Below are 26,227 nucleotides of genomic sequence, written 5' to 3' on the forward strand. Positions count from 1 at the left end.
AACAAAATACGAGTACCTACTTAGCCTATTTTTCGCGACGCGAATTATCAAGGTTAAAAATATATTTATTCCTAAAATATGACCCAAGACACATTAATTTTTCTATTCATTCTCAGTGTTAATCATTCAAATCGATAATGTTTTTCGCATTAATATCCTGAATTAAAGATTAAACTTAGATAAAAAATCCTGTATTGAGGGTCCACTTAATACTTATTTCAATATAAAAAATAACATTCTTTGCCTGTAAGCGTTTCAATCAAACTTGCTAAGTTGATGCATAACTGCTTTAGTTGAGAACACGTTTTTTAATCACAAATAAACCAAGTGAATATTTCCATGTAAGCAAAGAAAAATGAAATTAGAGAGATACGATGGAACAATCGCACGAAAATATTGACGGGAAACATCAGGAAGGCTGGCGAACACTCCTTACTGGCAAAAATCTCTGTTTAACACTCGCCTTGTCCGGCGGTATATGCCTTCATGCTATTAACGTTTATATCACCATAACAACGCTACCTTCTGTTGTACGGGATATTGGCGGCATTGATTTTTATGCCTGGAATACCACACTGTTTATCCTATCTTCGATTATTTCATCAGCATTAACATCACGACTTCTTAATTATTTTGGCCCAAGAAAAAGTTATGGCCTTGCTACATTGATTTTTCTGATCGGCTCAATGGTTTGTGCTATGACGCCTTCCATGCCTATCATGCTATTAGGCAGAGTTATTCAAGGTGTGGGTGGGGGTATTTTACTCACATTATCTTATTCCATGGTGCATATCGTATTTGCTCAGCACTTATGGTCGAGAGTATTAGCCATGATGTCGAGTATGTGGGGAATGGCAACGCTATTAGGCCCTGCTCTAGGGGGAATATTTGCTGAGTATGATGTGTGGCGAGGCGCTTTTTGGTGTCTAGTGGTGGTTGGTATCCCCTATCTATGGCTAACTTGGCGAGTATTACCTGCGCAAAATCCTAATGAACAATGCCCACAGCAACCTATACCACTGCAAGCGCTTTTATTGCTTTCCTTTGCTGTTCTCGCTATCTCTTTAGGAAGTTTAAGCCAAGATAAATTTATTCCCATCGGGGGAATGTTAATCGCTATCTTATTGTGTGTACGACTTGTCATTATTGAACGCCGTGGACACAATACACTCTTCCCGCATGGCACATTTCATTTTTCCGCACAGCTCGCGCCAATCTACCTGACCATGGCACTACTTGGCCTAAGCGTACAGACTGAAGTTTTTGTTCCTTATTTTTTACAGATATTGCATGGCGTTGCCCCATTATTATCGGGTTATTTGGCTGCGCTTGTCGGCGCTGGTTGGTCAAGTGCGGCTATCTTGTCATCTTCTTTTAAACCGACTATTGCCGTTCGTATTATTCGTTTAGGCCCCCTATTCACACTTATCGGTTTAATCACACTTGCCTTATTCATGACGAAAATCATTCAGCTAGAGCAATTGCAAATATGGATAATTTGCCTCGCTTTATTTATCACAGGGGCAAGTATTGGCGCGGCATGGCCACATTTATTAACGCGAGTATTGCAAGTGTCAGTTGGCAGTGAATCCCAGAAAGCCTCTTCTGCGATTACAACATTACAGTTATTTTCTACCGCTTTCGGTGCCTCACTGGCAGGGATGATCGCAAATCTTGCAGGGCTTTCTGTACCTGGCGGGATGGATGGTGCAAAATCAGCGTCTCTTTGGTTATTTGTCTTATTTTCGTTAGTACCTTGCTTTGCATTAATCACGGCAAATATTGTCGCAAACAGGGTTAATTTGTCATCTAAAAATGAACAAGAGGGGCATAAATAGCCCCTCTTTGGTGACGTTATATCCGCATTAATATTTTTCAAATAATGATTGGATTTTTTGTGGATCTTGAGTTTCAGTCAGGGCGAGTTGCAATAAAATACGTGCTTTTTGCGGGTTCAAGCGTTCTGAAGCCACAAAGCCATATAAGTTATCATCAACTTCGGCATTGCGTGTCGTGTAACCTGTTGGTACACGGCTCGAACGAACAACCACAATATCTTCTTTAGCTGCTGTGGCTAGCGCATCAAAAACCGTTTTATACATATTACCATTTCCGACACCAGCGCTGACAATCCCTTTCGCTCCCTCTTCACGCAAAGCCTTGACAGGTGCGGCTGAAGCATTTGCATAGTTATAAACAATACCGACTAGAGGTAGCTTATCCAGTTTGCTCACATCAAAAGCTGCCTTCGTTGCCCTTGGTTCGGCTGATTTATAAAAGGTTACTTTACCGTCATGGATAAAACCTTGTGGGCCAGCATTCACAGCATCAAACGCTTGTACTTCTGTGGTGCTCATTTTCACCACATCCCGTCCCTGAACGACTTTGTCATTCATGGCCATTAACACACCACGTTCACCAGCAGATTTATCCGCTGCCACCACCACTGCATTATAAAGATTAAGAGGACCATCAGCACTCAATGCAGTTGATGGTCTCATTGCGCCAACTAACACAATTGGTTTTTGGCAGGATGTTGTTAAATCAAGGAAAAAAGCGGTTTCCTCTAATGTGTCTGTACCATAAGTAATCACAAATCCATCGGTGTTATCACACTCTTGATTGATTTTTTTCGCTAATGTCAGCCACACCTGATCATTCATATCTTGAGAGCCAATATTGACGATCTGCTCACCTGTAAGATTGGCAATTTTTTTAATCTCAGGCACCGCATTAATAAGCGCATCAATCCCCACTTTACCGGCTTGATAGCTAGAAGATGTGGCTGAATCACCACCACCTGCAATCGTGCCTCCCGTTGCTAAGACCGTAATATTAGGTAATGCATACACCGATGCAGTACAGAGTGTGAGCGCTGTCGCCAGTAATACCTTTTTACCTTGTTTCATCCTATGACCTCTATTTTAAATAAACTTACGTTATTATGTGGAATTGAAACAGTATTTCCGTGATGCCTCTATCTATTTTAGATGAAATTATGAATATTTAGATGATTTACTCTAATAAGAATAAAAAGCGTGAGCAGACATGGAAAAATCCGTATCATAGGCCGCCTATACCCCTTTTTAACAAGTGATTGACCATGACCCAAACCTTTATCCCAGGCAAAGACGCCGCCCTTGAAGTGTCTATTGACGCTTTTCAAACTAAATTGAAAAAACTAGGCTTTGATATTGAAGAAGCCTCATGGCTAAATCCTGTGCCTAACGTTTGGTCAGTCCATATTCGCGACAAAGAGTGTCCGCTATGCTTTACCAACGGTAAAGGCGCCAGCAAAAAAGCCGCTCTTGCTTCAGCCCTTGGCGAATACTTCGAACGTTTATCCACTAACTACTTCTTTGCCGATTTTTATTTAGGCAAGTCTATTGCTGAAGGCGATTTTGTTCATTATCCAAATGAAAAATGGTTCCCACTCACCGATGATGATAGTTTGCCAGAAGGTATTTTAGATGCTCGCTTACGCCGATTTTATGATCCTGATGGTGCATTAGCAGGCAGTCAATTAATTGATTTGCAGTCAGGAAATGAAGAGCGAGGTATCTGTGCGCTACCTTTTACTCGCCAATCTGATAATCAAACCGTTTATATTCCAATGAATATTGTTGGTAACCTGTATGTGTCTAATGGCATGTCGGCAGGTAACACGGCAAATGAAGCACGTGTGCAAGGATTATCTGAAGTCTTTGAGCGTTTTGTGAAAAATCGTATTATTGCAGAAAGTATCAGCCTACCTGCAATCCCGACAGACGTTATGGCTCGCTACCCAAATGTTGTTGAAGCCGTTGAAACCTTAGAAAAAGAAGGCTTCCCAATCTTCTGTTATGACGCGTCTCTCGGCGGTCAATTTCCTGTGATCTGTGTTGTGCTATTTAATCCTCAAAATGGCACCTGTTTTGCTTCTTTTGGTGCGCATCCTGATTTTGGTGTTGCCTTAGAGCGTACAGTCACCGAACTGCTACAAGGCCGTGGCCTCAAAGATCTTGATGTGTTTAACGCGCCAACATTTGACGATGAAGAGGTGGCTGAACACACAAACTTAGAAACCCACTTCATTGACTCAAGTGGACTTATTAGCTGGGATCTGTTTAAAGATGAAGCCGATTACCCATTTGTTGATTGGAGTTTCAAAGGCACCACTCAAGAAGAGTTCGCCACATTGATGGGGATCTTTAATCAATTAGATGCGGAAGTGTATATCGCCGATTACCACCATTTAGGCGTCTATGCATGCCGTATTCTTGTGCCTGGTATGTCTGATATTTATCCCGTAGAAGATCTGCATATTGCCAACAATGCAATGGGCGCACATTTACGCGATACCATTATTAACCTGCCTGATAGTCAATGGGAAAAACAAGATTACCTCAATCTTATTGAGCAGCTTGACGATGAAGGCCTAGATGATTTTACTCGTGTACGTGAATTATTGGGTCTTGCCGTAGGCAAAGATAATGGCTGGAGTCACTTACGTATTGGCGAATTAAAGTCTATGTTAGCCTTAGCCGGTGGCGACCTTGAGCAAGCGCTCGCTTGGGTTGAGTGGACACAAGACTTTAACAGCTCCGTATTTACAGCTGAACGAGCGAATTATTACCGCTGTTTACACACCTTGCTGTTATTAAATCAAGAAGAGCAGCGTGATAAGTCACAATACTACACTGCATTTGTTCGCATGTATGGTCAAAAAACTGTCGACGCCGCTTCCGCCGCTCTTTCAGGTGAATCATGCTTTTATGGTTTGTGGTCTATCGATGATGAATTAACGGCATTACCAGCACACCAAGCGTTACTTGCAGCCTATGAAAAACTGCAAAAAGCTAAACGTGAAAATGCCTAATCCCATTCTCGATCATCTTTTTAAGATAATGGCCTTTAGGCCATTATCTTCACATAAACTAAATTAATTAAAAACACGTCTAAATTTGCAATATTTAGATAACAAATAGGCCCGTTTTTTTACTTGTATTTTGGGTTAAACGGTAAAACATAAAAATTTTTAGTAAATTTTAAAATTTATTTAATTTATATAAATCAAGAAGATAAATCAAAAATTAACTATTTTTCAACAATTTAAGTCGATTTCTTACGACAGTTCATGATCCATATCAAATTTCTCTGTTATGCCGTTTGTTACTATGATTGCGTGCTATAATTAATCAACTTTGTAAGAGAGTGTTAGTATGAAAGCTGACAACCCTTTTAATCTTTTGCCTCCTGCTGTAATGGCTCAAGTTGCAGATGACTCTGGTGTCTACAAAGCCAACAAACATCCTGCAATTACATACTTGTCAGCATTCACTGCCGGTATCTTTATCTCAATCGCATTTGTTTTTTATATTACTGCGACCACTGGCGCACAAGCAGCTCCCTTCGGCTTTACCAAACTCATTGGTGGTGTCTGCTTCTCTCTTGGATTAATGCTCGTTGTCATATGCGGTGCAGATTTGTTTACTTCCACTGTATTGACCATTGTTTCCAAAGCAACAGGGCGAATCACTTGGGGACAAATGTTTCTAAACTGGTTCAACGTGTATATTGGCAACCTGATTGGCGCACTGTTCTTTGTCGCGTTGATTTGGTTCGCTGGGCAATATACTGCGGCAAATGGTCAGTGGGGACTTAATGTCTTACAAACTGCCGATCATAAACTGCACCATACATTTATTGAGGCTGTTTGTTTAGGTATTTTAGCTAACTTAATGGTTTGTTTAGCTGTTTGGATGAGTTATTCAGGTCGTAGCCTAGCCGATAAATTATTGGTTCTTGTGCTCCCTGTCGCCATGTTCGTCGCTAGCGGCTTTGAACATAGCATCGCAAACATGTTTATGATCCCGCTAGGCATCATGATCAAAGAGTTTGCCCCTATTGAATTCTGGACACAGATTGGTGTTTCACCAGAACACTTTTCACAGTTAACTGTTAGTCATTTTATTACAGACAACCTTATACCAGTCACTATCGGTAACATTATTGGCGGCGCACTTTTAGTCGGCCTAATTTATTGGTTCATGCATTTACGTGGTGGCCAAAAACATTAATAGCCACTGACACTCACGAAAAGATTTATTAAGATCCTTAAAAGATCCATTGTTAAAAGGTAAAAGTATCATGTCAGAATTAAATGAAAAATTCGCTTTAGCATGGCAAGGTTTTAACCAAGGTAACTGGCAGGATAACGTCGATGTACGTGACTTCATCCAGAAAAACTATACTCCATATGAAGGTGACGAATCTTTCTTAGCAGGCTCTACCCCAGCAACTGATACGCTGTGGGACAAAGTCATGGAAGGAATCAAAATCGAGAACCGTACGCATGCGCCCGTTGATTTTGACACTGATGTTGCATCAACGATTACTTCCCATGATGCGGGTTATATCGCCAAAGATTTAGAACAAATCGTTGGTCTACAAACTGATGCACCTCTAAAACGTGGACTCATTCCATTCGGTGGGATCAAAATGGTTGAAGGTTCATGTAAAGCCTATGATCGTACTTTAGATCCTAGCCTGAAAAAAATCTTCACTGAATACCGTAAAACTCATAACCAAGGTGTTTTCGATGTCTATACACCAGACATCCTAAAATGCCGTAAATCAGGTATCTTAACCGGTTTACCTGATGCTTATGGTCGTGGTCGTATCATCGGTGACTACCGTCGTGTAGCTCTGTATGGTATTGATTACTTAATGAAAGATAAGTTTAATCAGTTTGGTTCACTGCAAGAAAGATTAGAAAAAGGTGAAGACTTGCAGATGACCATCCAACTGCGTGAAGAAATTGCTGAGCAACACCGCGCATTGGGTCAAATCAAAGAGATGGCTGCAAAATATGGCTATGACATCTCTGGTCCTGCAACTAACGCAAAAGAAGCCGTTCAGTGGACTTATTTCGCTTACTTAGCGGCTGTGAAATCGCAAAACGGCGCAGCAATGTCATTTGGTCGTGTTTCAACCTTCTTAGACGTCTATATTCAGCGTGACCTTGAAGCAGGTAAACTGACTGAACAAGAAGCGCAAGAGCTAATCGACCACTTAGTCATGAAACTGCGTATGGTACGTTTCCTACGTACGCCTGAGTATGATGAACTGTTCTCTGGTGACCCAATCTGGGCAACAGAATCACTAGCAGGTATGGGTCTTGACGGCCGTACGCTGGTGACTAAAAACACATTCCGTTTCCTGAACACGCTGTATACCATGGGCCCATCTCCAGAGCCTAACATGACTATCCTGTGGTCAGAGCAACTGCCGATTAGCTTCAAAAAATTCGCGGCAAAAGTGTCTATCGATACTTCATCTGTTCAGTATGAGAACGATGACCTAATGCGCCCTGACTTCAACAATGACGACTATGCTATCGCATGTTGCGTAAGCCCAATGATCGTTGGTAAACAAATGCAGTTCTTCGGTGCTCGCGCTAACTTAGCGAAAACCATGCTATACACGATCAACGGTGGTGTAGACGAAAAACTGAAAATGCAAGTTGGTCCTAAACATGCACCAATCATGGATGAAGTCCTTGACTTCGATACTGTGATGGATCGCATGGATCACTTCATGGACTGGTTGGCAACTCAATATGTCACTGCGCTGAACATCATCCACTATATGCATGACAAATACAGCTATGAAGCTGCATTGATGGCACTGCATGATCGTGATGTCTACCGTACAATGGCTTGTGGTATCGCGGGTCTCTCTGTTGCAGCTGACTCACTGTCTGCTATCAAATACGCCAAAGTTAAACCAATTCGTGATGAAGACGGTATTGCTATTGACTTTGAAATTGAAGGTGAATACCCACAATTCGGTAACAACGACTCACGTGTCGATGATATCGCTTGCGACTTAGTTGAACGTTTCATGAAGAAAATTCAGAAACTGCCTACTTATCGTAATGCAGTACCAACTCAGTCAATCCTAACCATCACGTCTAACGTGGTTTATGGTAAGAAAACAGGTAACACCCCAGATGGTCGTCGTGCAGGCGCTCCATTCGGACCAGGTGCGAACCCAATGCACGGTCGTGACCAAAAAGGTGCGGTTGCTTCACTGACTTCCGTTGCTAAACTGCCATTTGCTTACGCGAAAGATGGTATTTCTTATACCTTCTCTATCGTACCAAATGCGTTAGGTAAAGATGATGAAGTACGTAAGGCTAACCTAGCCGGTTTGATGGATGGTTACTTCCACCATGAAGCGTCTATCGAAGGCGGTCAGCACCTGAACGTTAACGTGATGAACCGTGAAATGTTGTTGGATGCGATGGAAAACCCAGAGAAGTATCCTCAGTTAACCATCCGTGTTTCTGGTTATGCAGTGCGTTTTAACTCACTGACTAAAGAGCAACAACAAGACGTTATTACTCGTACTTTCACCAGTTCAATGTAATAATGAGCATCATAAATTAATAAAATAACTAAAAAGCCCCAACCATGGGGCTTTTTTAGAACTAAACCCGAATATTTTAAGCTATTGGTCACTGAAAGTTGTTTTCACATAATAAATAACCAATAAATCTACAGTTCAAATTATTAATGATGAATACCTTAAATAATTCGAGTTGTAAGTAAGCGGCCACTCAATAGCCTTACTCTCCGCCGCTTGAAGTATGACGGGTCTTTTTTTGGAGTTCCTGCTATGTCGACAACAACCAATACGATTCCAACCACAGATATCAGTACCACTTCACCGCCTGCAACTCTCGGGCGTATCCACTCCTTTGAGTCTTGTGGGACCGTTGATGGGCCTGGAATACGCTTTATTGTCTTCTTTCAAGGTTGTTTAATGCGTTGTTTATACTGCCACAACCGTGATACTTGGGACACTCATACTGGCAAAATGGTCACTGTCGAAGAGTTAATGAAAGAAGCTGTGACATATCGCCATTTTATGAATGCGAGTGGTGGCGGTGTAACGGCATCCGGTGGTGAAGCGATTTTACAAGCAGAGTTCGTTCGTGACTGGTTCCGTGCATGTAAAACACAAAATATCCATACCTGCCTTGATACTAACGGTTTTGTTCGTCGCTATGATCCCGTTATCGATGAGCTTATGGATGCCACTGATTTAGTCATGCTGGATTTAAAACAGCTTAATGATGAGATACACCAAACTTTAGTCGGCGTCTCTAATCATCGTACACTTGAATTCGCGCGTTATCTTGCCAAACGTAACCAAAAAACATGGGTACGTTATGTGGTTGTTCCAGGATGGAGTGATGATGACCATTCCGTACATCTCTTAGGTGAATTCACCAAGGATATGAAAAATATCGAGAAAATCGAATTACTTCCTTACCACGAACTGGGTAAACACAAGTGGGAAACCATGGGGGAAGAATATAAACTCGATGGTGTAAAACCACCTTCAAAAGAGAGCATGGAACGCGTGAAAAGTATCCTAGAAAGCTACGGCCACAAGGTAATGTATTGACAATAATGGCTCTACCCTCGCGTAGAGCCACTCTTATTTATTGTGTCTTGAGTAACATACCTATTGCAGCAGCAGCCATCATCAATGCCGTTCCTCTAAATATTATCCTTTGTGATCGTCTACTCGATAAGAACTGGCTCGCTTTCTTAGCTCCCAAAATAAATACCATTCCGACTAAAAGTAATATTGATAATGTAATCGGTATTAATATTGTGCTCCAAATTGTTATGGTAATCTCATTCAAAGAAATCACTAAAGGTAATATCGCCATATAAAAAGCGATTGTTTTTGGATTACTTAAGGTGATCATCAGCCCTGAAGCACCGATTATCGCGAATTGTTTTGTTGAGATAGAATCTGAAGTCTTTAATGGTTGAATATCCTGTCGCCATAATGAATATGCTAACCATAATAAATACAAGGCGGCTCCCCAATAAATAACATTAAAAATAATAGCTAAATAATCTGCGACCAAAACCAAGCCAAATATCGCAAACGAAAGATAAAGAATATCCCCCAATATTAATCCACTCAGTAGTGCGAAACCCATTACAACCCCTCCATTCAAGGTACGTGCGACGACGGCCGTCATTCCCGGTCCCGGAATAATGGCAGCAATAGCCAACGCACTCCCATAAGAGAGTAACTGCGTGATGCTTATCATATTATTAACCTATAGAAGAGTGGTGAGATAATCGCTTATTTAAATAACGATAAATTTCCCGTTAATTTATTTATCTTATTTTTTTTACCCACTAAACCAATAGCCGCTAATTGAATATCTTGATCTAGAGTACTCATTAATCTGAGCTTATACTCATCATAATTTTTACAGGACTGAGCAATTAGACTAAAAGGTAATAAATAAACATCTTCAATGTCATAACACTCTTTTTGTATTTGTTTAATTCGATCAGCAGAACCTTTTAATATTGGTAATGATGCTAGAATGACGCCGGGATAATGAATATTATCTGCACTCGCCAAATCTTGCCCTATCAGTTGTTCAATTTTATTCCCAATGCCAACACCGATAATACTTGCTGCATTCATAGCTAAGCCTAACGCTAAGTCTTGATTAATAATAATGGCACAACGATGAGTAGATACATCAAATTGCATACTTGCCTCTTTAATTCATAATGGGAAGTGACTTCATACGACAAGGTGTAATACGCGATAATTATGGCATCAATAAATAGAAATTTGTTGTCTATCTTATCTATAGTAGAGTAATAAAAAGAAATAATTGACCGATGATTCGCCAAATTAAGCAAGGAAATTCCCATTATGGCCATAGATAAGACAGAAATAAAAATTCTTCAGTTACTGCAAGATGATGCCCGCATCACCAATCAGGTATTAGCAGACAAAGTGGGTATGTCGGCCTCGCCATGCTGGCGACGAGTCCGTAAATTGGAAGAGGATGATGTTATTCAAGGCTATCGTGCTATTCTCAACCGTAAAAAAATTGGTTTAGGCGTGATGGTATTTGTCAGAGTAACAATCGATAGTCATAGCGAAACAGAAGCCAAAAAGTTTGAGCAAGAAGTCAGTGAATTAGAAAATGTGGTTTCATGCTACAGTATTGGTGGTGATGCGGACTTCTTATTACAAGTTGTCTCACATGATTTAGATTCCTATGCCGATTTTGCGATGTCAGTGATCCGCCGACTTCCGGGGATTAAGGAGATGCAAAGTATGTTCGTACTTAAAGAAATTAAGCCATTAGTTTCTTATCCCGTAACAACAGTAAATAGTTAACGAATATTATTACTGATAAATTTTTGTGAGTTGTAAAAACGGCTCACTTTTATTTAGCTTATTCTTCCTCATGTTTAAAATATCCGTGTAGACCTTTTGTCATATTTTTAGCACTAATACTCAAAAAATGCATAAAAAAGGATAAATATTTGTATAACCATCTAATAAAAACCCTATTCCCAACTCTTTACATTGAATTTTTCTTCCCAGAATAGTCTGCTTTGAATAAATTTTATTTAACTACATAATCATGCACGGCACACGGTACTTGAATAACTCAAGTATATTTTTATTTGTTATTTAAATTTTGACCATATTTCCATTAAAAACATTACACTTTCATTACACATTACGGGTTATTTTTCTATCATGAATAACGAAAATTTCGATTCCCAAAATGCACCTGCATCTTCTGTAAACAAACAAACCCCTATGGATAATTCTGTATTTCTCGCTGAGCCAAGAGCTGTTGATGCTGGCGAAGGAATTAATTGGATTAGCCAAGCATGGGCTATGGTTAAAGAAAAGTTAGGTATGTGGGTACTGATTAATATTATTTTCTTTGCTTTTATCTTAGTTCTTTCAATGATCCCATTGGTGAATTTCTTTGTGACTTTCGTAAGCCCAATTCTTATTGGTGGTATCATTGCTATCTGTGAAAAACAGCGTACAACAGGTGAAGTCGATATTGGTACCTTATTTGCTGGTTTCCAAACGAAATTTGGTGCTCTATTTGCTGTCGGCGCAATTAACTTTGCTGTGACACTCGTTGGTGGTTTTATTGCAACCATGATCGGGGGTACGGCATTAATGGCTGTTCTATTAGAAGCAGGTCAAGGTGGACAAATTTCACCAGAAGCTATCTTTGCTTTAGGTGGTTCATTCTTCTATATCGCCATCATTATGGCCATCACTGGTATCGTCGCTGCCGCAATGACTTGGTTCGCTCCTGCTCTTATCATGAACCATAATTTCAAAGTAGGTGCAGCGATCTCTGCAAGCCTAAAAGCGGTCAGTAAAAATATCCTTCCAGGTATTCTATTCTTTATCGTGATTACCATCATTCTGTTTGTTTCCGCAATCCCATTCGGATTAGGTCTTTTAATCACGATGCCTATCATGTGTGTTTGTTATTACACTTCCTACCGTAACCTATTCTTTGCACAAAATGATGATAAACAAAAATTAATTAACTAAGTTTATCCTCTTTCGTTTTGACTGAAATTAGAGGCTACAAATCAAAACCACCCACTCGGGTGGTTTTATATTTGAGCCTCTAATAGAATGCAAACGGGCAAATACCGTCAAAATAATAACGCCACTAAAAAGTGGCGTTATTATTTCTAGTTAATTTAACTCAATCAATTAGCCGATATATTCGAGGCCTTTCATGTATGGACGTAATACTTCAGGCACTTCAATACGACCATCTGCTAATTGGTAGTTTTCCAATACAGCAACTAATGTACGGCCCACAGCCAAGCCTGAGCCATTCAGTGTATGCACCAATTGGGTTTTCTTATCACCCTTACTGCGGAAACGAGCTTGCATACGACGTGCTTGGAAATCCCACATATTCGAGCAAGAAGAGATTTCACGATACGTATTTTGAGCAGGCAGCCAAACTTCTAAGTCATAAGTTTTACGCGAACCAAAACCAATATCCCCCGTGCAAAGGATCACTTTGCGATACGGCAGTTTTAGCAGTTGTAGAACTTTCTCAGCATGACCGGTTAGCTCTTCTAACGCTTCCATCGATTTTTCTGGATGAACCACTTGCACTAATTCTACTTTATCGAATTGGTGCATACGGATAAGACCACGCGTATCACGGCCATAAGAACCCGCCTCGGAACGGAAGCAAGGTGTATGCGCTGTCATTTTCAGTGGTAATGCATCTTCTTCAAGGATCTCATCACGAACTAAGTTAGTCACAGGAACCTCAGCCGTCGGGATCAACGCATAAGTGCTTTCTGCTTCTTCTTCCAGCGGCTTAGTATGGAATAGATCTTCACCGAATTTAGGTAATTGGCCTGTACCATAAAGCGTATCATGGTTAACCAAGTAAGGAACATACAACTCTTGGTAGCCATGTTGCTCAGTATGTAGATCCAACATAAACTGTGCCAGTGCGCGATGTAAACGAGCTATTTGCCCTTTCATCACCACAAAACGTGCACCTGTGAGTTTAACCGCAGCTGGAAAATCTAATCCGCCCGCTAGTTCACCGAGGCTAACATGGTCTTTCACCTCAAAATCATATTGGCGAGGTTCTCCCCAACGAGCCACCTCAACGTTATCTGAATCATCTTTACCATCAGGTACAGCATCATCAGGCATATTTGGGATGCTTAATGCAATATCACGGATTTCTTGTTGTAGCTTATCTAGTGCTACCTTCGCGGCATCCAATTTTTCGCCTAACTGATTCACTTCCTGACGTAAAGGCTCAATATCTTCACCGCGCGCCTTAGCGGCACCAATGGATTTCGATCGCGAGTTACGCTCTGCTTGCAGGGATTCAGTTTCAACTTGTAAAACTTTGCGGCGTTCTTCTAATTCACGCAGCTTTTCCACATCAAGGGTAAAACCCCTGCGAGCCAGTTTTTCAGCAACCGCGTCTAGCTCCGTACGCAGTAAATTGGGATCGAGCATGCTTATCCTGTGATTATTGTTAGTAAATATTGAAAGAGAGTATAACACGTTCCAGTATTATACCCTGTACACCTTCAAGTCGCTGGTGACCATGCGACTCAAAAAATTTTATAAAAAATCTTATTTTATAACCTTACCGCATTGCCCACATTAGCGATAGCGTTTTGTTGGGCTATTTTGATCCTGTTGCGCTAACCAGTTTAATTTTTCTGCTATTTTCGCTTCCAGACCCCGATTTGTGGGATGGTAATATTGGGTATGCTGCATTTCAGGTGGAAAATAGACCTCTCCAGCGGCATACGCATTCTCCTCATCATGAGCGTAGCGATATTCTTTTCCAGCTCCCAGCTCTTTCAATAGCTTTGTTGGGGCATTGCGCAAATGAGCGGGAACGTCATAGTCTGGTTGCCTCTGTGCATCTGCCAATGCCGCCTTATAAGCGGTATACACCGCATTGCTTTTCGGTGCACATGCTAAATAAACAATGGCCTGAGCGATTGCTCGCTCACCTTCCGCAGGCCCTACACGGGTAAAACAATCCCACGCCGAAATTGCGACCTGCATTGCTCGAGGATCCGCATTACCAACATCCTCAGATGCTATTGCTAACAAGCGACGGGCCACATATAACGGATCGCCCCCCGCAGTGATAATACGCGCATACCAATATAAAGCAGCATCAGGAGCCGACCCTCTTACTGACTTATGTAAGGCTGAAATCAAGTCATAATAACGGTCGCCTTTATTATCGAAACGTGCGGCGCGTTCTCCACTGACTTCTTTTAACAATTCGGCAGTTAAAACACGCTGACCATGGCTATCACTTTCCGCCATATCCGCCATCATTTCTAGCAAATTGAGGGAGCGTCTTGCATCACCATTCACTAATTCAGCAATTAATTTACGAGTACTCTCAGGCAAAATAATATTTTGTCCACCCAAACCATGTTTTGTATCGCTCATGGCTTGTAACAACACTTTTTCAATATCACTGGCATCTAATGATTTGAGAAGATAAACACGTGCACGAGACAAAAGCGCTGAATTCAATTCAAATGAGGGATTTTCTGTTGTTGCGCCGATAAAAGTGATCGTGCCATCTTCAATATGTGGCAAAAAAGCATCTTGTTGGCTTTTATTAAAGCGATGTACCTCATCGACAAATAGAATCGTTCGACGCCCTGCATCACGGTTTTGCCGTGCTTTTTCGATCGATTCTCGAATCTCCTTAATACCGGATGTAACCGCAGAAATCCGTTCGATATCGGCTTGAGCATAGTGGCCAATAATTTCAGCTAACGTCGTTTTACCTGTTCCCGGAGGTCCCCACAAAATCATTGAATGTAGATGGCCAGCCTTAATTGCCCGCGGTAATGGTTTTCCCTCCGCCAGCAAATGTTGTTGTCCTATATACTGTTCAAGCACCTCTGGGCGCATACGCGCCGCTAGAGGTTGAAATTCATTTTGTGAAAAATCGAGTGATAGGTTACCCACTATTTCCTCTTATTGACCACCAGAGCGTTGATCATCGAGTGTGACACCTTTTGGTACAGCAAAGGTGAATTGACGCTTATCAACAGGCCCATTCTTTTGTTCTTTAAGTTGGTAGGCACTTGTTTGCCCATCTTGTTCAATCGCAGAAAACTTCTCAATGGTACCTTCAGGTGAAACGGTAATAGAAAAGCGTTTCAAAGTGCCATTCGTGAGCTTAGGCTTCAAATCAAACGTATTCCCCTGCTGAATAATCGAATACTGTTTCCAATCTGACGGATTATTGCGGGTAATTAATAAAAATGGCGTATCTTGGGTCGCATCTGCAAGATTTGTCACCGTAACTTGTTCTACAAATGGGTTGTAAAACCATAAGTTTTTACCGTCAGAGACTAAGACACTCTCATCAGGCGATGTCATATTCCAATTAAATAAATTCGGGCGCTGTAACCATAACTCGCCAACACCTTCTTGAACCAAATCACCTTCAGGGCTAGTGACTTTTTGAGAGAAGCTAGCATGAAAGCTATTGACCTTATTCAGACGTTCCTGAAGGTCTTTGCTGGCATCTGCCAGCACTGAGCCGATATGTAAACTTAGGGCTAATGCCCCCAATAACATCATTTTTTTCATCGAACAAAGACCTTTTATTGATACCGTAATAAGCACTACGCTTTGGCCATTGCGCTTGCAACAACCCACACTATAAATTAGTAATCAGCTTGCCGCGGAGAGAGTACCTCACGGTTACCATTATGGCCCGGCTCACTCACAATACCTTGTGTTTCCATCTGTTCGACAATTCGCGCTGCGCGGTTATAACCGATACGGAACTGACGCTGAACACCAGAAATTGAAACACGTTGTTTATCGACAACAAACTCAACGGCTTGGTCAAATAATGGATCGAGCTCCTCTTCCGCACTATCGTAGCCGCCTCCCTCATTTTCATCGCTGCATTTAGTGATGCTATCGATATATTGAGGACGTCCACGTGCTTTCCAGTCATTCACCACCGCATGCACTTCCTGGTCACGAACAAACGCACCATGAACGCGAACAGGAATCGATGAGTTAGGAGGTAAATACAACATATCCCCCATTCCCAGCAAGGACTCTGCACCGCCCTGATCAAGAATGGTTCGTGAATCAATTTTACTCGAAACAGTAAATGCAATTCGAGTTGGAATATTGGCTTTAATCAAACCAGTAATAATATCCACCGATGGGCGTTGTGTCGCCAAGACTAGATGAATACCTGCCGCACGTGCTTTTTGTGCAAGGCGAGCAATCAGCTCTTCAACTTTTTTACCGGCAGTCATCATTAGGTCGGCAAATTCATCAACCATCACGACAATATACGGCTCTTTTTTCAGCATGGGATGTTCCATTTCCATGCTATCGCTCGGTTTCCAATGAGGATCTGGAATGGGTCTTCCCATCTCCTCAGCGGCTTTAATTTTATCATTGTAGCCTGCTAAATTGCGCACCCCGAGCGCCGACATTAATTTATAACGGCGTTCCATTTCGTTGACACACCAACGTAATGCATTTGCAGCATCTTTCATGTCGGTGACAACTTCCGTCAATAAATGAGGAATGCCTTCATAAATAGACAATTCCAACATTTTCGGGTCGATCATGATAAAGCGTACATCTTCGGGCTTAGATTTATATAGGATACTGAGGATCATGGCGTTGACCCCTACAGATTTACCTGAGCCCGTTGTTCCCGCGACCAATAGATGAGGCATTTTTGCCAGATCTGCGATAACAGGATCCCCTTCAATATCTTTCCCTAACACCATGGTTAATGGTGATGAACTATGCCTAAATTGTTCGCAATCTAACACTTCTCTTAGATAAACGGTTTGCCGTTTCTCATTAGGTAGCTCAAGGCCTACGTAAGGTTTACCAGGGATAACTTCAACCACCCTGACTGCCGTTGTTGAAAGTGAGCGAGCAAGGTCTCGTGATAATGTCGAAATACGTGCGGCTTTTACCCCTGGCGCTAAATCCAGTTCAAATCGGGTAATAACAGGCCCCGGTGAAAAACCAACAACATCAGCTTTAACACGATAATCATTTAAACGCGCTTCAATCAATCTCGCCGTCTGCTCTAATGTAAACATATCCACAGGCTCTTCTTGAGCTGGAGGCGTGGTTAACAAGTCCAAAGAAGGCATTGGCGTTGTTGGTTTAGGCAACGGCTGATCATTACGCACCAAGAATGGGTGAAATAGACTATCTTGTTGTGGCTGTTGCGGCTGTTGTGGCTGTTGCGGCTGTTGCGGCTGTTGCGGCTGTTGCGGCTGTTGCGGCTGTTGCGGCTGTTGCGGCTGTTGCGGCTGTTGCGGCACAACAGTATCAGTCCGGTAAGCAGCGCTGTCCAGCATTGGCGACACATTTTTTACTGTATTGTCGACTGGAGGTGTATTTGAGTTACTCGCCGTTGTTGTCGCGCTAAATGATGGCATAAACAGTGGATCCGCCGGTTCTTCATTAACCAGATCATTAACTGGAGAGAAACTATCCAGCACTGAAATATGTTCACTTAGGTCAAAATTCGGCTCAACGCTATCATTGGCTCTATCATGCTCTGACGGTTGAGTCGATAGGCCATTATCAGGCGTTGTCAATTGATGAGCCTGAGGCTCTACTTGCGTTGATGAGGTAGGCCAACGGTGCTCGATGTCCGGTTGAGTATAACGCGTAGCAACTGGCTCAATTTTTTCGCTCCTCGGTTCCGATGGCGTGATATCGAGAGGGATTGATGCATCATCGTCATGGCCACTATCTTCATCAACGCCATAACGTTCACGTTGCTGCTGCAAAAATTGCTCACGTAGCCTATTTTCTTGTTCGTTATCGTCATCTTGCTGCTGATTCTCTTCAGAAGAAGACCATTGCTGATAAACTTGCTCGCGTTGTAATGCTTCTTCCTTGCGACGCTGAAGCTCAGCATCACGCTGTGAAGGAATTCGAATACCATACAGCTCTCTACGCGTTGGCAGGCGCACAGGATTTGGACGAGGTAATTCAGGCTCTAAGTTTTGTTTTACCTGTGCGTGGCGCTCCAGTGCCGCAACAGAAATTCCTGCTGCTGCTAATGCCGCAGGGTCGGCAACCCTATCAGACATCGATTGCCCATTTGCCTGAGATACGGCATCGCTTACCGGTGAAATAGGCATTGTTGGCTCAGGTGTATTTTGTGCACCCGACAGCCCCGAAAATGAAGAAAGTGTGTTCTGTTCAATCGGTGCTTGCTTTTGTTGTTCAGCTTGTTGCTGACTTAATGATGGCGATGCTGTTTGAGGTTGTGCATGATTTAAGGATTGCCAATCAACAGGTTGTTCACGACTTGGATTCATTGAGTGAGTCGAAACATCATTGAGACTATTTTCAGGTTGCTGTACCGCGTGGCTTGACGCTTGCGGATTTTCATTCGTTTTAAATTGAAAATCTCTATCGTACACAACTGGTTGATAATCGTCAGGCACTTCAAAGTGATATGCCTCTTGCTGCTCGGTGGCTGAAAATGAGGGTAAATTTTCATCCTCTGCTGCTAGGGATGAGGCCACCGGGGTATCCGTGTGTTCAGTCTGCATTGCCACGGGTTGTGTTGTCGCTTGTGGTTCACCCACGTCAACCGCGGCTAATTCACTAATTGTGGGTGAAGAAAATAATACATCGTCGCTATCCGCATCGAAATTTTCGATGGCCTGACGTTCAGCTTCTTGTGCCCGTTGCAAAGCATCTTCTGCTTCTTCCACGTCATAGTCTACAGTATCATCACCACGTGCACGGTTAGTCATCAGTGTAAGAGGGATTAGCACCGCAGCACCAATTTTTTCCGCTATCGTCAACCAAGACCAGCCTGTAAATAGCGTAAAGCTGATTGCCCATAGAAAAAGCAAGGCAAGTGTAGCACCTAATGCGTTGAACCATGGCATGATAGCGTTACTGAACACACTACCTATCACGCCACCAGAAGAGAAATTGGGCAAATCATCGAAATTAAGTGCAGCGAGGCCACAGGATGATAAGATCAGTGCTAACCCACCAATCAAACGTAATGAGAGTGAGAAAAAGTCGATGTAACGACGCTGGCTTTCATAGCGATAGATGCTCCAGCAACCAAGCAACAATAACGGCGGGATGGCAAATGCAAGGATCCCAAAAGCAGAAAAGAGAATATCCGCACTCCATGAGCCAACACTTCCCCCCAAGTTTTTAACTGGCGCATTCCATGTGGTCTGTGACCAGCTCGGGTCTGAAGGGTTGAAACTCAACAATGCGACCATTAAGAATATGGCACTCAAACAAATGGCCAGCAAAATGACTTCGAGTAGTCGTCTGCCGCTACTGAGTTTTTTAAATCGAATGTGTTTGTCTTCTGTATATTCTTGGCTCATTACTGTTTCTTTACTGACTGATGATGTCACCCATGTCGAAACGAATTCATCGGAATTCGCTATGATGATAAGCACATTGTGAAAGCCATTCTAACACCAATCACCGTCTTGTGCGTGACTTGTTGCCACTATGGCAAACTAAACAACTATAGGCACTGCAAGATGCAGTATTTCATCTTACAGTTGATGATTCAATTTCTATTTGATGTTAAAAATCTTAATTATTTATAGCTTTAATATCAATAGATTGAAACTAGAACTTGCGGTTATCTAGGGTATTTTCAGAAAAAATCATATCAACAACGCACGGCGTGACTGAAAGTGGATGGAAAATTACTTAAAAAGAGAGAAAATCCAACATCAAAAACGGAACAACGCTGAGTAAACTCAGCGTTGAAACAGCAGTGCGGCAACAATCTGTTATGTTGCCCAGAAATGAGACTATCGAAGATAGTTAGCGCGTTTTAATAACCAGACGGTTACTTTGCTTCACTTCTTCCATAACTACATATGTACGCGTATCGTTAACACCTGGTAGACGCAGCAGAGTCTCACCGAGTAGCTTACGATAAGCGGACATATCAGGCACACGCGTTTTCAACAAATAATCGAAGTCACCAGAAACTAAATGACATTCTTGGATCTCTTCGAGTTTTTGCACCGCGGTATTAAATTGCTCAAACACATCTGGTGCACCACGGTTTAAGGTGATTTCAACGAAAACCAGTAGTGATGCGTCTAAATAGTGAGGGTTCAGTAGTGCTGTATAGCCAGAAATAAACCCTTGTCTCTCCAAACGACGAACACGCTCCAAACATGGCGTTGGTGACAACCCCACACGCTTAGACAATTCTACGTTTGAAATACGCCCGTCTTTCTGTAGTTCGTTTAGAATATTCCTATCAATACGGTCGAGGTCTTTTCCAGGACGCTTTTTATTGTCAATCATCTCTTTATCTCTCTTTCTCTAATTGTTATTTCCCACACCTATAAAACAGCACCATCCTCGCTCATACTTTATTTATTAGGTATTCGTGTTCAGGAGCAAATTTTATGCGCAATGCTGAGATCGACGTGAACGGAAACCCTGTTCACAATGATTACCTGTTTGTTAAGTTATAAGTGTTGTAAAGTTAACTTTCCGTCTAGAACAAAAATGCACCGTTTACATTGGTTCACTAGATAATTAACTCTTACATAGATGTTTTCGCAAATGCACAGCCGATTGTCAAAGCAAATGAATAAAAATCAGTACAAGATTTCGCTTTTTTTTCTATTCAAACGTTTCGCTAGCCGGATTCAAGAATATTCCTAAAAATCCGCTTCCCCGATGTTACAATACTTGCCATAGCAAATTTTTACTTTAATCACTATTATCTATCGCAAAAATAGCCCAGTTACAATTTACTTAGTATTTAAATCACTTTTTTTAGCTAGCCAATTCTCCTACAATCCCATTATTGCTATTTTTAATTAAAAATGAGGTATTCATGAGCACAGCCATACATCGCAAGTTAATCATTTTGGGTTCTGGCCCTGCCGGATACACAGCTGCCGTCTACGCTGCTCGTGCCAATTTAAGTCCCGCACTGATTACTGGGGTGGAAAAAGGTGGTCAGTTAACCACAACAACCGAAGTTGAAAACTGGCCGGGTGACCCTGAAGGCCTAACAGGTCCAGGTTTGATGGATCGTATGTATGAACACGCGACCAAATTCCAAACAGAAATTATTTCTGATCACATTAATAAAGTTGACCTCAAGCAGCGCCCTTTCCACCTCTTTGGTGATGAAAAAGAATATACTTGTGACGCTTTGATTATTGCGACAGGTGCATCTGCACGCTATATCGGCCTGCCTTCTGAAGAAGCCTTTAAAGGCCGTGGCGTATCCGCTTGTGCAACCTGCGATGGTTTCTTCTATCGTAACCAAAAAGTTGCCGTTGTTGGTGGTGGTAATACTGCTGTTGAAGAAGCACTTTATCTGTCCAATATAGCCTCAGAAGTTCACTTAATTCACCGCCGTGATAGCTTCCGCGCTGAAAAAATCCTAGTTGACCGTTTAATGGACAAAGTGAACAACGGTAATATTATCCTGCATACTGACCGTACACTGGATGAAGTTCTCGGCGATGATATGGGAGTAACAGGCGTTCGCTTACGTAATACAAAGAGCGATGAAACTGAAGAACTGGACGTAATGGGCGCATTTATTGCCATCGGCCACAGCCCAAATACGGGTATTTTTGATGGCCAGCTAGATTTAGAAAATGGCTATATTAAAGTGCAGTCCGGTACTCACGGGAATGCAACACAAACCTCTGTTCCTGGCGTCTTTGCTGCGGGTGATGTTATGGATCATATTTATCGCCAAGCAATTACATCAGCGGGTACTGGCTGTATGGCCGCACTTGATGCAGAACGTTATTTAGATGGTTTAGCGGATAAAAAATAATATTAGCCGAGTATCAACACCATTAGGCACCTTAAACTGGTGCCTTTTTTATTTCTATCTCTCATTCAAATTCATCGAAACATCCGTTTTTTTCAGAACAAGTTCAATAGGTATTTGATGCCTCCAATCTATAATGAACTCATCGCCAATATACGCTTCTACTAAAGGGAACCTCATGGGTCAGCAAACACTGAAAGAATCAGTTAGTCGTTACGCCTATCTTTTTGTTGCCCTACTTGCCATTGTGCAAGCAACGATTATTCTTTACTCAACGAATTATTCAGTACAGCAAGAGATTGGCTTAAGTGAACAATATTTTTATTTGTCATTATTACTCGCGATTTTTGTTCCTTCTGCCACCAGTTACTTATTTACCCAAGTTAAAGCAGCCGTTTTCTATCTTAATATTTTGATCATCATTTTATTAACGATTTGGATCAGTTTATGGCAGGCTAGGCACTCAGCATCAAGCAGCGATGCCCACTTCTTTCTCGCATTTTTGACATTAACCATCCTGTTTTTCGTCTTACTGCCTTGGATGCAAATGCGTCAATTTTCTGGTACATGGCAGATCAATTATGCCTGTTTGATTAGTTTCTATATCAAAAATACGCTATTAGGCATACTGGCCTCAGTGATTGGCGGATTACTGACCGCACTCATTTTACTGGCCAGTTTCTTATTTCAAACTGTTAACTTATTTTTTTTGCACGATATATTGAGCCATGAATTTACCTTATGGTTAAGCTTTACATTAGGCTTTAACATAGGGCTGATTTTTTTACGCTCCAACTTTGAGCTTCAATTAAGTCATTTCGTAAGTTATATCGCCCGCTTCTTCTTGATCGTTTTACATGTTATTGCCATTGTATTCGTGATTGGCCTTCTCTTTTCATCTTTTACGGAACTGAAATATTCAGATTTTGGTTCTATCACGCTATTGTGGTTTTTACTCCTCAATATTATTTTAATTAACCTAACTTATGGTGATGGTAGTTATCAATATCAGCTCCCTTCATGGCTAACCCCGTTTATGTTATTGAGCATTCTTTTGCTGAATGTTTTCTCCTTCCTATCACTCTACGGTATTTTTATTCGTGTCAATCAATACAGTTGGAGTGTTGAGCGTTTATATGCCTCTACAATCGCACTCTTTTTCACTGCTGTTGTTTTAGCGTATAGCGTTGTAGTGATCCTCAAAAGGCAACGTTGGGTACTAACATTAGGCACCATTAACAAAGTGGCACTCTTAGGCTTAATTGCCACTATTTTGCTCATTAATAGCCCTATTTTTGATTTCCAGCGGATAACGTTAAATAGCCTATTAGCCGGTGTTGAAAAGGGGAAAATTGAAGTTAACCCAATGCTTGCCCGTGATTTAGGTCAATTAGGTCCCGACGGTAAACAAGCCTTAGCACAATTAAAATTGAATCCAGACTATAAAAAACAGCTTGAAATGGTGATGCCTTATGACGAATCCAGCAGATCACTCAAAGATGTGTTAGTAATAGCGAAAAACAGTGCAGATTTGCCTGATAGTTGGTGGAATATCAGTGATAAATCATATGAATGGTACTGTACTGCAAGTGTTGAGCCTAATAACTGTCTTGGTTTTATGGCCGATGTTAACCAAGATGGGCGTGATGACGTTGTGATGTGTTATGCATATAAAGAAAGCAATTATTTTGATTGTCTTATTTGGCAGCAAAAAGAAGAAAATTGGCTCGTTGTGGATACACAAACACACCAGTATGATTCGTCAGAATCGCTAAATACGGCTTGGAATAAACTGTTAAATGGGCAATTTGGCTTAGCACCTAAAGAATGGCGTCAAATTGTGCCAAAATAATCAAGTTAACACAGGAGGTAATAGCAATACTGATAAGTAAAGCTATTACCTACTATTATATTTATTCCCAATTAAATATGATGGAATTGCTTAGGCTCCCCTTAGCTTCATATATCAATGGCACGATTAGAGGATACCGATAAATTATTTATTCATTCTCTTGATTTTAATTTCAAATAACCGTCGATTGTTCTTTACCTTTATAAAACATATCAATAACAATTATCTGGACTGTTTTAATAACACACTTTTATTATGCAACATATCGCAAAGAAGCTGTTATGATAGATAAAAAATTCCGTTATGCTGTAACCTATCACTTATTTTAGCTAGCGGCACACTCTCAATATAAAACTATACCTGCACACTGATCATTATGGATAAAACAAGACAGACTGAATTGGTACGTTGGTTAAAACAGCATAGTACATCGGCAAAACGCTGGTTACGCATTTCTATGCTATTAGGCGTTGTTAGTGGCCTGCTCATTATCGCTCAAGCATGGTTCTTAGCGGTGATACTGCAAGCACTGATTATGGATCATATCCCTCGGGAACAATTGGTTACCCCCTTTGTACTGCTCCTTATCGTATTTGTATTACGTGCGCTCGTAACCTTAATTCGAGAACGTGTTGGCTTTCGTTGTGGGCAAGTCGTACGCCAAGAAGTTCGCGCTATGGTCTTGAATAAGTTGCAACAATTAGGTCCTGTGTGGGTAAAAGGTAAACCCGCGGGGAGTTGGGCAACGATTGTTCTCGAACAAATCGAGGATATGCAAGAATACTATTCACGCTACCTACCGCAAATGTATCTGGCAAGTATCATTCCAATGATGATCCTGATTGCCATCTTTCCATTTAACTGGGCAGCGGGTTTGATACTTTTTGCGACAGCGCCATTGATTCCCATTTTTATGGCGCTGGTCGGTCTTGGTGCGGCAGATGCCAACCGTCGTAACTTTATTGCGCTAGGTCGCCTCAGTGGCAGCTTTTTGGATCGGTTACGCGGGTTAGATACTTTGCGGTTATTTTTCCGTGAAAAAGCAGAGGTTCAACAAATTCGGGAATCAACCGAAGATTTCCGTTCACGAACCATGGAAGTACTCAGAATGGCGTTCCTCTCCTCGGGGGTTTTAGAGTTCTTTGCTTCTATTTCAATTGCTATCGTTGCCGTCTATTTTGGTTTTTCTTATCTCGGCGAACTAAATTTTGGTAGCTATGGCTTACCTGTTACCATGTTTGCGGGTTTTCTTGCCTTAATCCTATCCCCTGAGTTCTTCCAACCGCTACGCGATCTGGGCACCTATTATCATGCGAAAGCACAAGCAGTAGGTGCGGCCGAAAGCCTCGTGACCTTGTTAGAAAGCGATGGCGAACAGGTAACCGAAACAGGCAATAAAACACCGCTCGATCAACCTATTCGCATCCAAGCCGAAGGATTAGAAATTTTTTCTCATGACGGCCAACGTCTTGTCGGCCCTCTCGATTTTATTATTGAACCACAACAACGCGTTGCCATTGTTGGGCAAAGTGGCGCGGGGAAAAGCTCTTTACTTAATCTATTGTTAGGGTTTTTGCCTTATCAAGGTTCAATTAAAATTAACGGTGATGAACTGAACGAGCTTTGCCATGAAAAATGGCGAGTATTCATTGGCTGGGTTGGGCAAAATCCACATTTACCTGAGCAAACACTCGTCGAGAATATCTGTTTAGGTAAACCGAACGCTTCAGCAGCTGAGATACAACAAGCAATGGATGACGCTTATGTCTCAGAGTTTCTTCCTATGCTACCTGATGGCTTAAATACCCGTCTTGGAGACTATGCGGCACGGTTATCGGTTGGGCAAGCACAACGTGTTGCGGTTGCGCGTACACTGTTAAAACCATCCCGTATTTTATTGCTTGATGAGCCTGCCGCCAGCCTTGATGCACACAGCGAACAACGCGTTATGCATACTTTAAACCAGCTAGCGCAAAAGCAAACGACAATTATGGTCACCCATATGCTGGAAGAAACCGTTAATTATGACCAAATTTGGGTGATGGCAAATGGCCAAATCATTCAGCGTGGCAATTATGCAGAACTGAGTCAATCCGCTGGGCCATTTGCCCGTTTATTGACCCATCGTAATGAGGAGCTTTGAT

General features: G+C 41.8%; 18 protein-coding genes. 10 read left to right on the forward strand and 8 right to left on the reverse strand.

Annotated features, from left to right (window positions below; genetic code table 11):
• Positions 1-374: 374 nt before the first annotated feature.
• Complete coding sequence (locus P2E05_RS13995) at positions 375-1,838, forward strand: MFS transporter (RefSeq protein ID WP_272657912.1); 1,464 nt, start codon at positions 375-377, stop codon at positions 1,836-1,838.
• 27 nt (positions 1,839-1,865) lie between these two features.
• On the opposite strand, the gene ansB is transcribed toward P2E05_RS13995, so the two are convergent.
• Complete coding sequence (gene ansB, locus P2E05_RS14000) at positions 1,866-2,909, reverse strand: L-asparaginase 2 (protein WP_276122843.1); 1,044 nt, start codon at positions 2,907-2,909, stop codon at positions 1,866-1,868.
• Positions 2,910-3,103: 194 nt separating this feature from the next.
• Between ansB and ycaO the strand changes: the two genes are divergently transcribed.
• The 4 genes from ycaO (at position 3,104) to pflA (ending at position 9,456) form a co-directional block, all read left to right on the forward strand.
• Positions 3,104-4,858: a 30S ribosomal protein S12 methylthiotransferase accessory factor YcaO gene (gene ycaO / locus P2E05_RS14005; RefSeq protein ID WP_247047663.1), complete on the forward strand. Its 1,755-nt coding sequence runs from the start codon at positions 3,104-3,106 to the stop codon at positions 4,856-4,858.
• A 343-nt stretch (positions 4,859-5,201) separates the two neighbouring features.
• Positions 5,202-6,059: a formate transporter FocA gene (focA, locus tag P2E05_RS14010; protein ID WP_154623620.1), complete on the forward strand. Its 858-nt coding sequence runs from the start codon at positions 5,202-5,204 to the stop codon at positions 6,057-6,059.
• 70 nt (positions 6,060-6,129) lie between these two features.
• Entirely contained in the window at positions 6,130-8,412 is a 2,283-nt protein-coding gene (pflB, locus tag P2E05_RS14015; RefSeq protein ID WP_154623618.1) for a formate C-acetyltransferase, read from the forward strand.
• A 249-nt stretch (positions 8,413-8,661) separates the two neighbouring features.
• Positions 8,662-9,456: a pyruvate formate lyase 1-activating protein gene (gene pflA, locus P2E05_RS14020; protein ID WP_154623617.1), complete on the forward strand. Its 795-nt coding sequence runs from the start codon at positions 8,662-8,664 to the stop codon at positions 9,454-9,456.
• A 37-nt stretch (positions 9,457-9,493) separates the two neighbouring features.
• Here the strand turns inward: pflA and P2E05_RS14025 are convergent, their stop codons facing one another.
• Entirely contained in the window at positions 9,494-10,120 is a 627-nt protein-coding gene (locus P2E05_RS14025; protein WP_163862653.1) for a LysE family translocator, read from the reverse strand.
• Positions 10,121-10,155: 35 nt separating this feature from the next.
• On the reverse strand, positions 10,156-10,578 hold the full coding sequence (locus P2E05_RS14030) for a DUF2000 domain-containing protein (RefSeq protein WP_154623615.1): 423 nt from the start codon (positions 10,576-10,578) through the stop codon (positions 10,156-10,158).
• 168 nt (positions 10,579-10,746) lie between these two features.
• On the opposite strand from P2E05_RS14030, the gene P2E05_RS14035 reads away from it, so the two are divergent.
• On the forward strand, positions 10,747-11,220 hold the full coding sequence (locus P2E05_RS14035) for an Lrp/AsnC family transcriptional regulator (protein ID WP_154623614.1): 474 nt from the start codon (positions 10,747-10,749) through the stop codon (positions 11,218-11,220).
• 369 nt (positions 11,221-11,589) lie between these two features.
• Entirely contained in the window at positions 11,590-12,417 is an 828-nt protein-coding gene (locus tag P2E05_RS14040; RefSeq protein ID WP_163862657.1) for a BPSS1780 family membrane protein, read from the forward strand.
• Between the two features lie 168 nt (positions 12,418-12,585).
• Here P2E05_RS14040 and serS read toward each other — a convergent pair whose 3' ends face one another.
• The 5 genes from serS to lrp form a co-directional block, all read right to left on the reverse strand.
• Complete coding sequence (gene serS / locus P2E05_RS14045) at positions 12,586-13,875, reverse strand: serine--tRNA ligase (protein WP_154623158.1); 1,290 nt, start codon at positions 13,873-13,875, stop codon at positions 12,586-12,588.
• Positions 13,876-14,025: 150 nt separating this feature from the next.
• Positions 14,026-15,369, reverse strand: a complete 1,344-nt coding sequence (locus tag P2E05_RS14050; RefSeq protein WP_196714107.1) for a replication-associated recombination protein A — start codon at positions 15,367-15,369, stop codon at positions 14,026-14,028.
• A 9-nt stretch (positions 15,370-15,378) separates the two neighbouring features.
• The gene (lolA, locus tag P2E05_RS14055) at positions 15,379-15,999 is read right to left on the reverse strand and encodes an outer membrane lipoprotein chaperone LolA (RefSeq protein ID WP_272657914.1); all 621 of its coding nucleotides are present in this window, start codon (positions 15,997-15,999) and stop codon (positions 15,379-15,381) included.
• Between the two features lie 77 nt (positions 16,000-16,076).
• Complete coding sequence (locus P2E05_RS14060; protein ID WP_272657919.1) at positions 16,077-19,781, reverse strand: DNA translocase FtsK 4TM domain-containing protein; 3,705 nt, start codon at positions 19,779-19,781, stop codon at positions 16,077-16,079.
• 454 nt (positions 19,782-20,235) lie between these two features.
• Positions 20,236-20,730, reverse strand: coding sequence for a leucine-responsive transcriptional regulator Lrp (lrp, locus tag P2E05_RS14065; RefSeq protein WP_004918089.1), 495 nt, complete (start codon positions 20,728-20,730; stop codon positions 20,236-20,238).
• 541 nt (positions 20,731-21,271) lie between these two features.
• On the opposite strand from lrp, the gene trxB reads away from it, so the two are divergent.
• The 3 genes from trxB (at position 21,272) to cydD (ending at position 26,226) form a co-directional block, all read left to right on the forward strand.
• Positions 21,272-22,234 (forward strand): thioredoxin-disulfide reductase, encoded by a 963-nt coding sequence (gene trxB, locus P2E05_RS14070; protein WP_154623163.1) that lies wholly within the window; start codon positions 21,272-21,274, stop codon positions 22,232-22,234.
• A gap of 175 nt (positions 22,235-22,409) precedes the next feature.
• Positions 22,410-24,083, forward strand: a complete 1,674-nt coding sequence (locus P2E05_RS14075) for a DUF7057 domain-containing protein (RefSeq protein WP_272657915.1) — start codon at positions 22,410-22,412, stop codon at positions 24,081-24,083.
• Between the two features lie 376 nt (positions 24,084-24,459).
• Positions 24,460-26,226, forward strand: coding sequence for a heme ABC transporter permease/ATP-binding protein CydD (gene cydD, locus P2E05_RS14080; protein WP_272657916.1), 1,767 nt, complete (start codon positions 24,460-24,462; stop codon positions 26,224-26,226).
• The last annotated feature ends 1 nt before the right edge of the window (position 26,227 follow it).

Origin of the sequence: Providencia stuartii (genome assembly GCF_029277985.1) — a bacterium.
GTDB lineage: Bacteria > Pseudomonadota > Gammaproteobacteria > Enterobacterales > Enterobacteriaceae > Providencia > Providencia zhejiangensis.

Excerpts from the sequence above, each read along its gene's own strand:
- P2E05_RS13995 (WP_272657912.1), top strand. The coding sequence starts at position 375 with ATGGAACAATCGCACGAAAATATTGACGGGAAACATCAGGAAGGCTGG.
- ansB (WP_276122843.1), bottom strand. The coding sequence starts at position 2,909 with ATGAAACAAGGTAAAAAGGTATTACTGGCGACAGCGCTCACACTCTGT.
- ycaO (WP_247047663.1), top strand. The coding sequence starts at position 3,104 with ATGACCCAAACCTTTATCCCAGGCAAAGACGCCGCCCTTGAAGTGTCT.
- focA (WP_154623620.1), top strand. The coding sequence starts at position 5,202 with ATGAAAGCTGACAACCCTTTTAATCTTTTGCCTCCTGCTGTAATGGCT.
- pflB (WP_154623618.1), top strand. The coding sequence starts at position 6,130 with ATGTCAGAATTAAATGAAAAATTCGCTTTAGCATGGCAAGGTTTTAAC.
- pflA (WP_154623617.1), top strand. The coding sequence starts at position 8,662 with ATGTCGACAACAACCAATACGATTCCAACCACAGATATCAGTACCACT.
- P2E05_RS14025 (WP_163862653.1), bottom strand. The coding sequence starts at position 10,120 with ATGATAAGCATCACGCAGTTACTCTCTTATGGGAGTGCGTTGGCTATT.
- P2E05_RS14030 (WP_154623615.1), bottom strand. The coding sequence starts at position 10,578 with ATGCAATTTGATGTATCTACTCATCGTTGTGCCATTATTATTAATCAA.
- P2E05_RS14035 (WP_154623614.1), top strand. The coding sequence starts at position 10,747 with ATGGCCATAGATAAGACAGAAATAAAAATTCTTCAGTTACTGCAAGAT.
- P2E05_RS14040 (WP_163862657.1), top strand. The coding sequence starts at position 11,590 with ATGAATAACGAAAATTTCGATTCCCAAAATGCACCTGCATCTTCTGTA.
- serS (WP_154623158.1), bottom strand. The coding sequence starts at position 13,875 with ATGCTCGATCCCAATTTACTGCGTACGGAGCTAGACGCGGTTGCTGAA.
- lolA (WP_272657914.1), bottom strand. The coding sequence starts at position 15,999 with ATGAAAAAAATGATGTTATTGGGGGCATTAGCCCTAAGTTTACATATC.
- P2E05_RS14060 (WP_272657919.1), bottom strand. The coding sequence starts at position 19,781 with ATGAGCCAAGAATATACAGAAGACAAACACATTCGATTTAAAAAACTC.
- lrp (WP_004918089.1), bottom strand. The coding sequence starts at position 20,730 with ATGATTGACAATAAAAAGCGTCCTGGAAAAGACCTCGACCGTATTGAT.
- trxB (WP_154623163.1), top strand. The coding sequence starts at position 21,272 with ATGAGCACAGCCATACATCGCAAGTTAATCATTTTGGGTTCTGGCCCT.
- P2E05_RS14075 (WP_272657915.1), top strand. The coding sequence starts at position 22,410 with ATGGGTCAGCAAACACTGAAAGAATCAGTTAGTCGTTACGCCTATCTT.
- cydD (WP_272657916.1), top strand. The coding sequence starts at position 24,460 with ATGGATAAAACAAGACAGACTGAATTGGTACGTTGGTTAAAACAGCAT.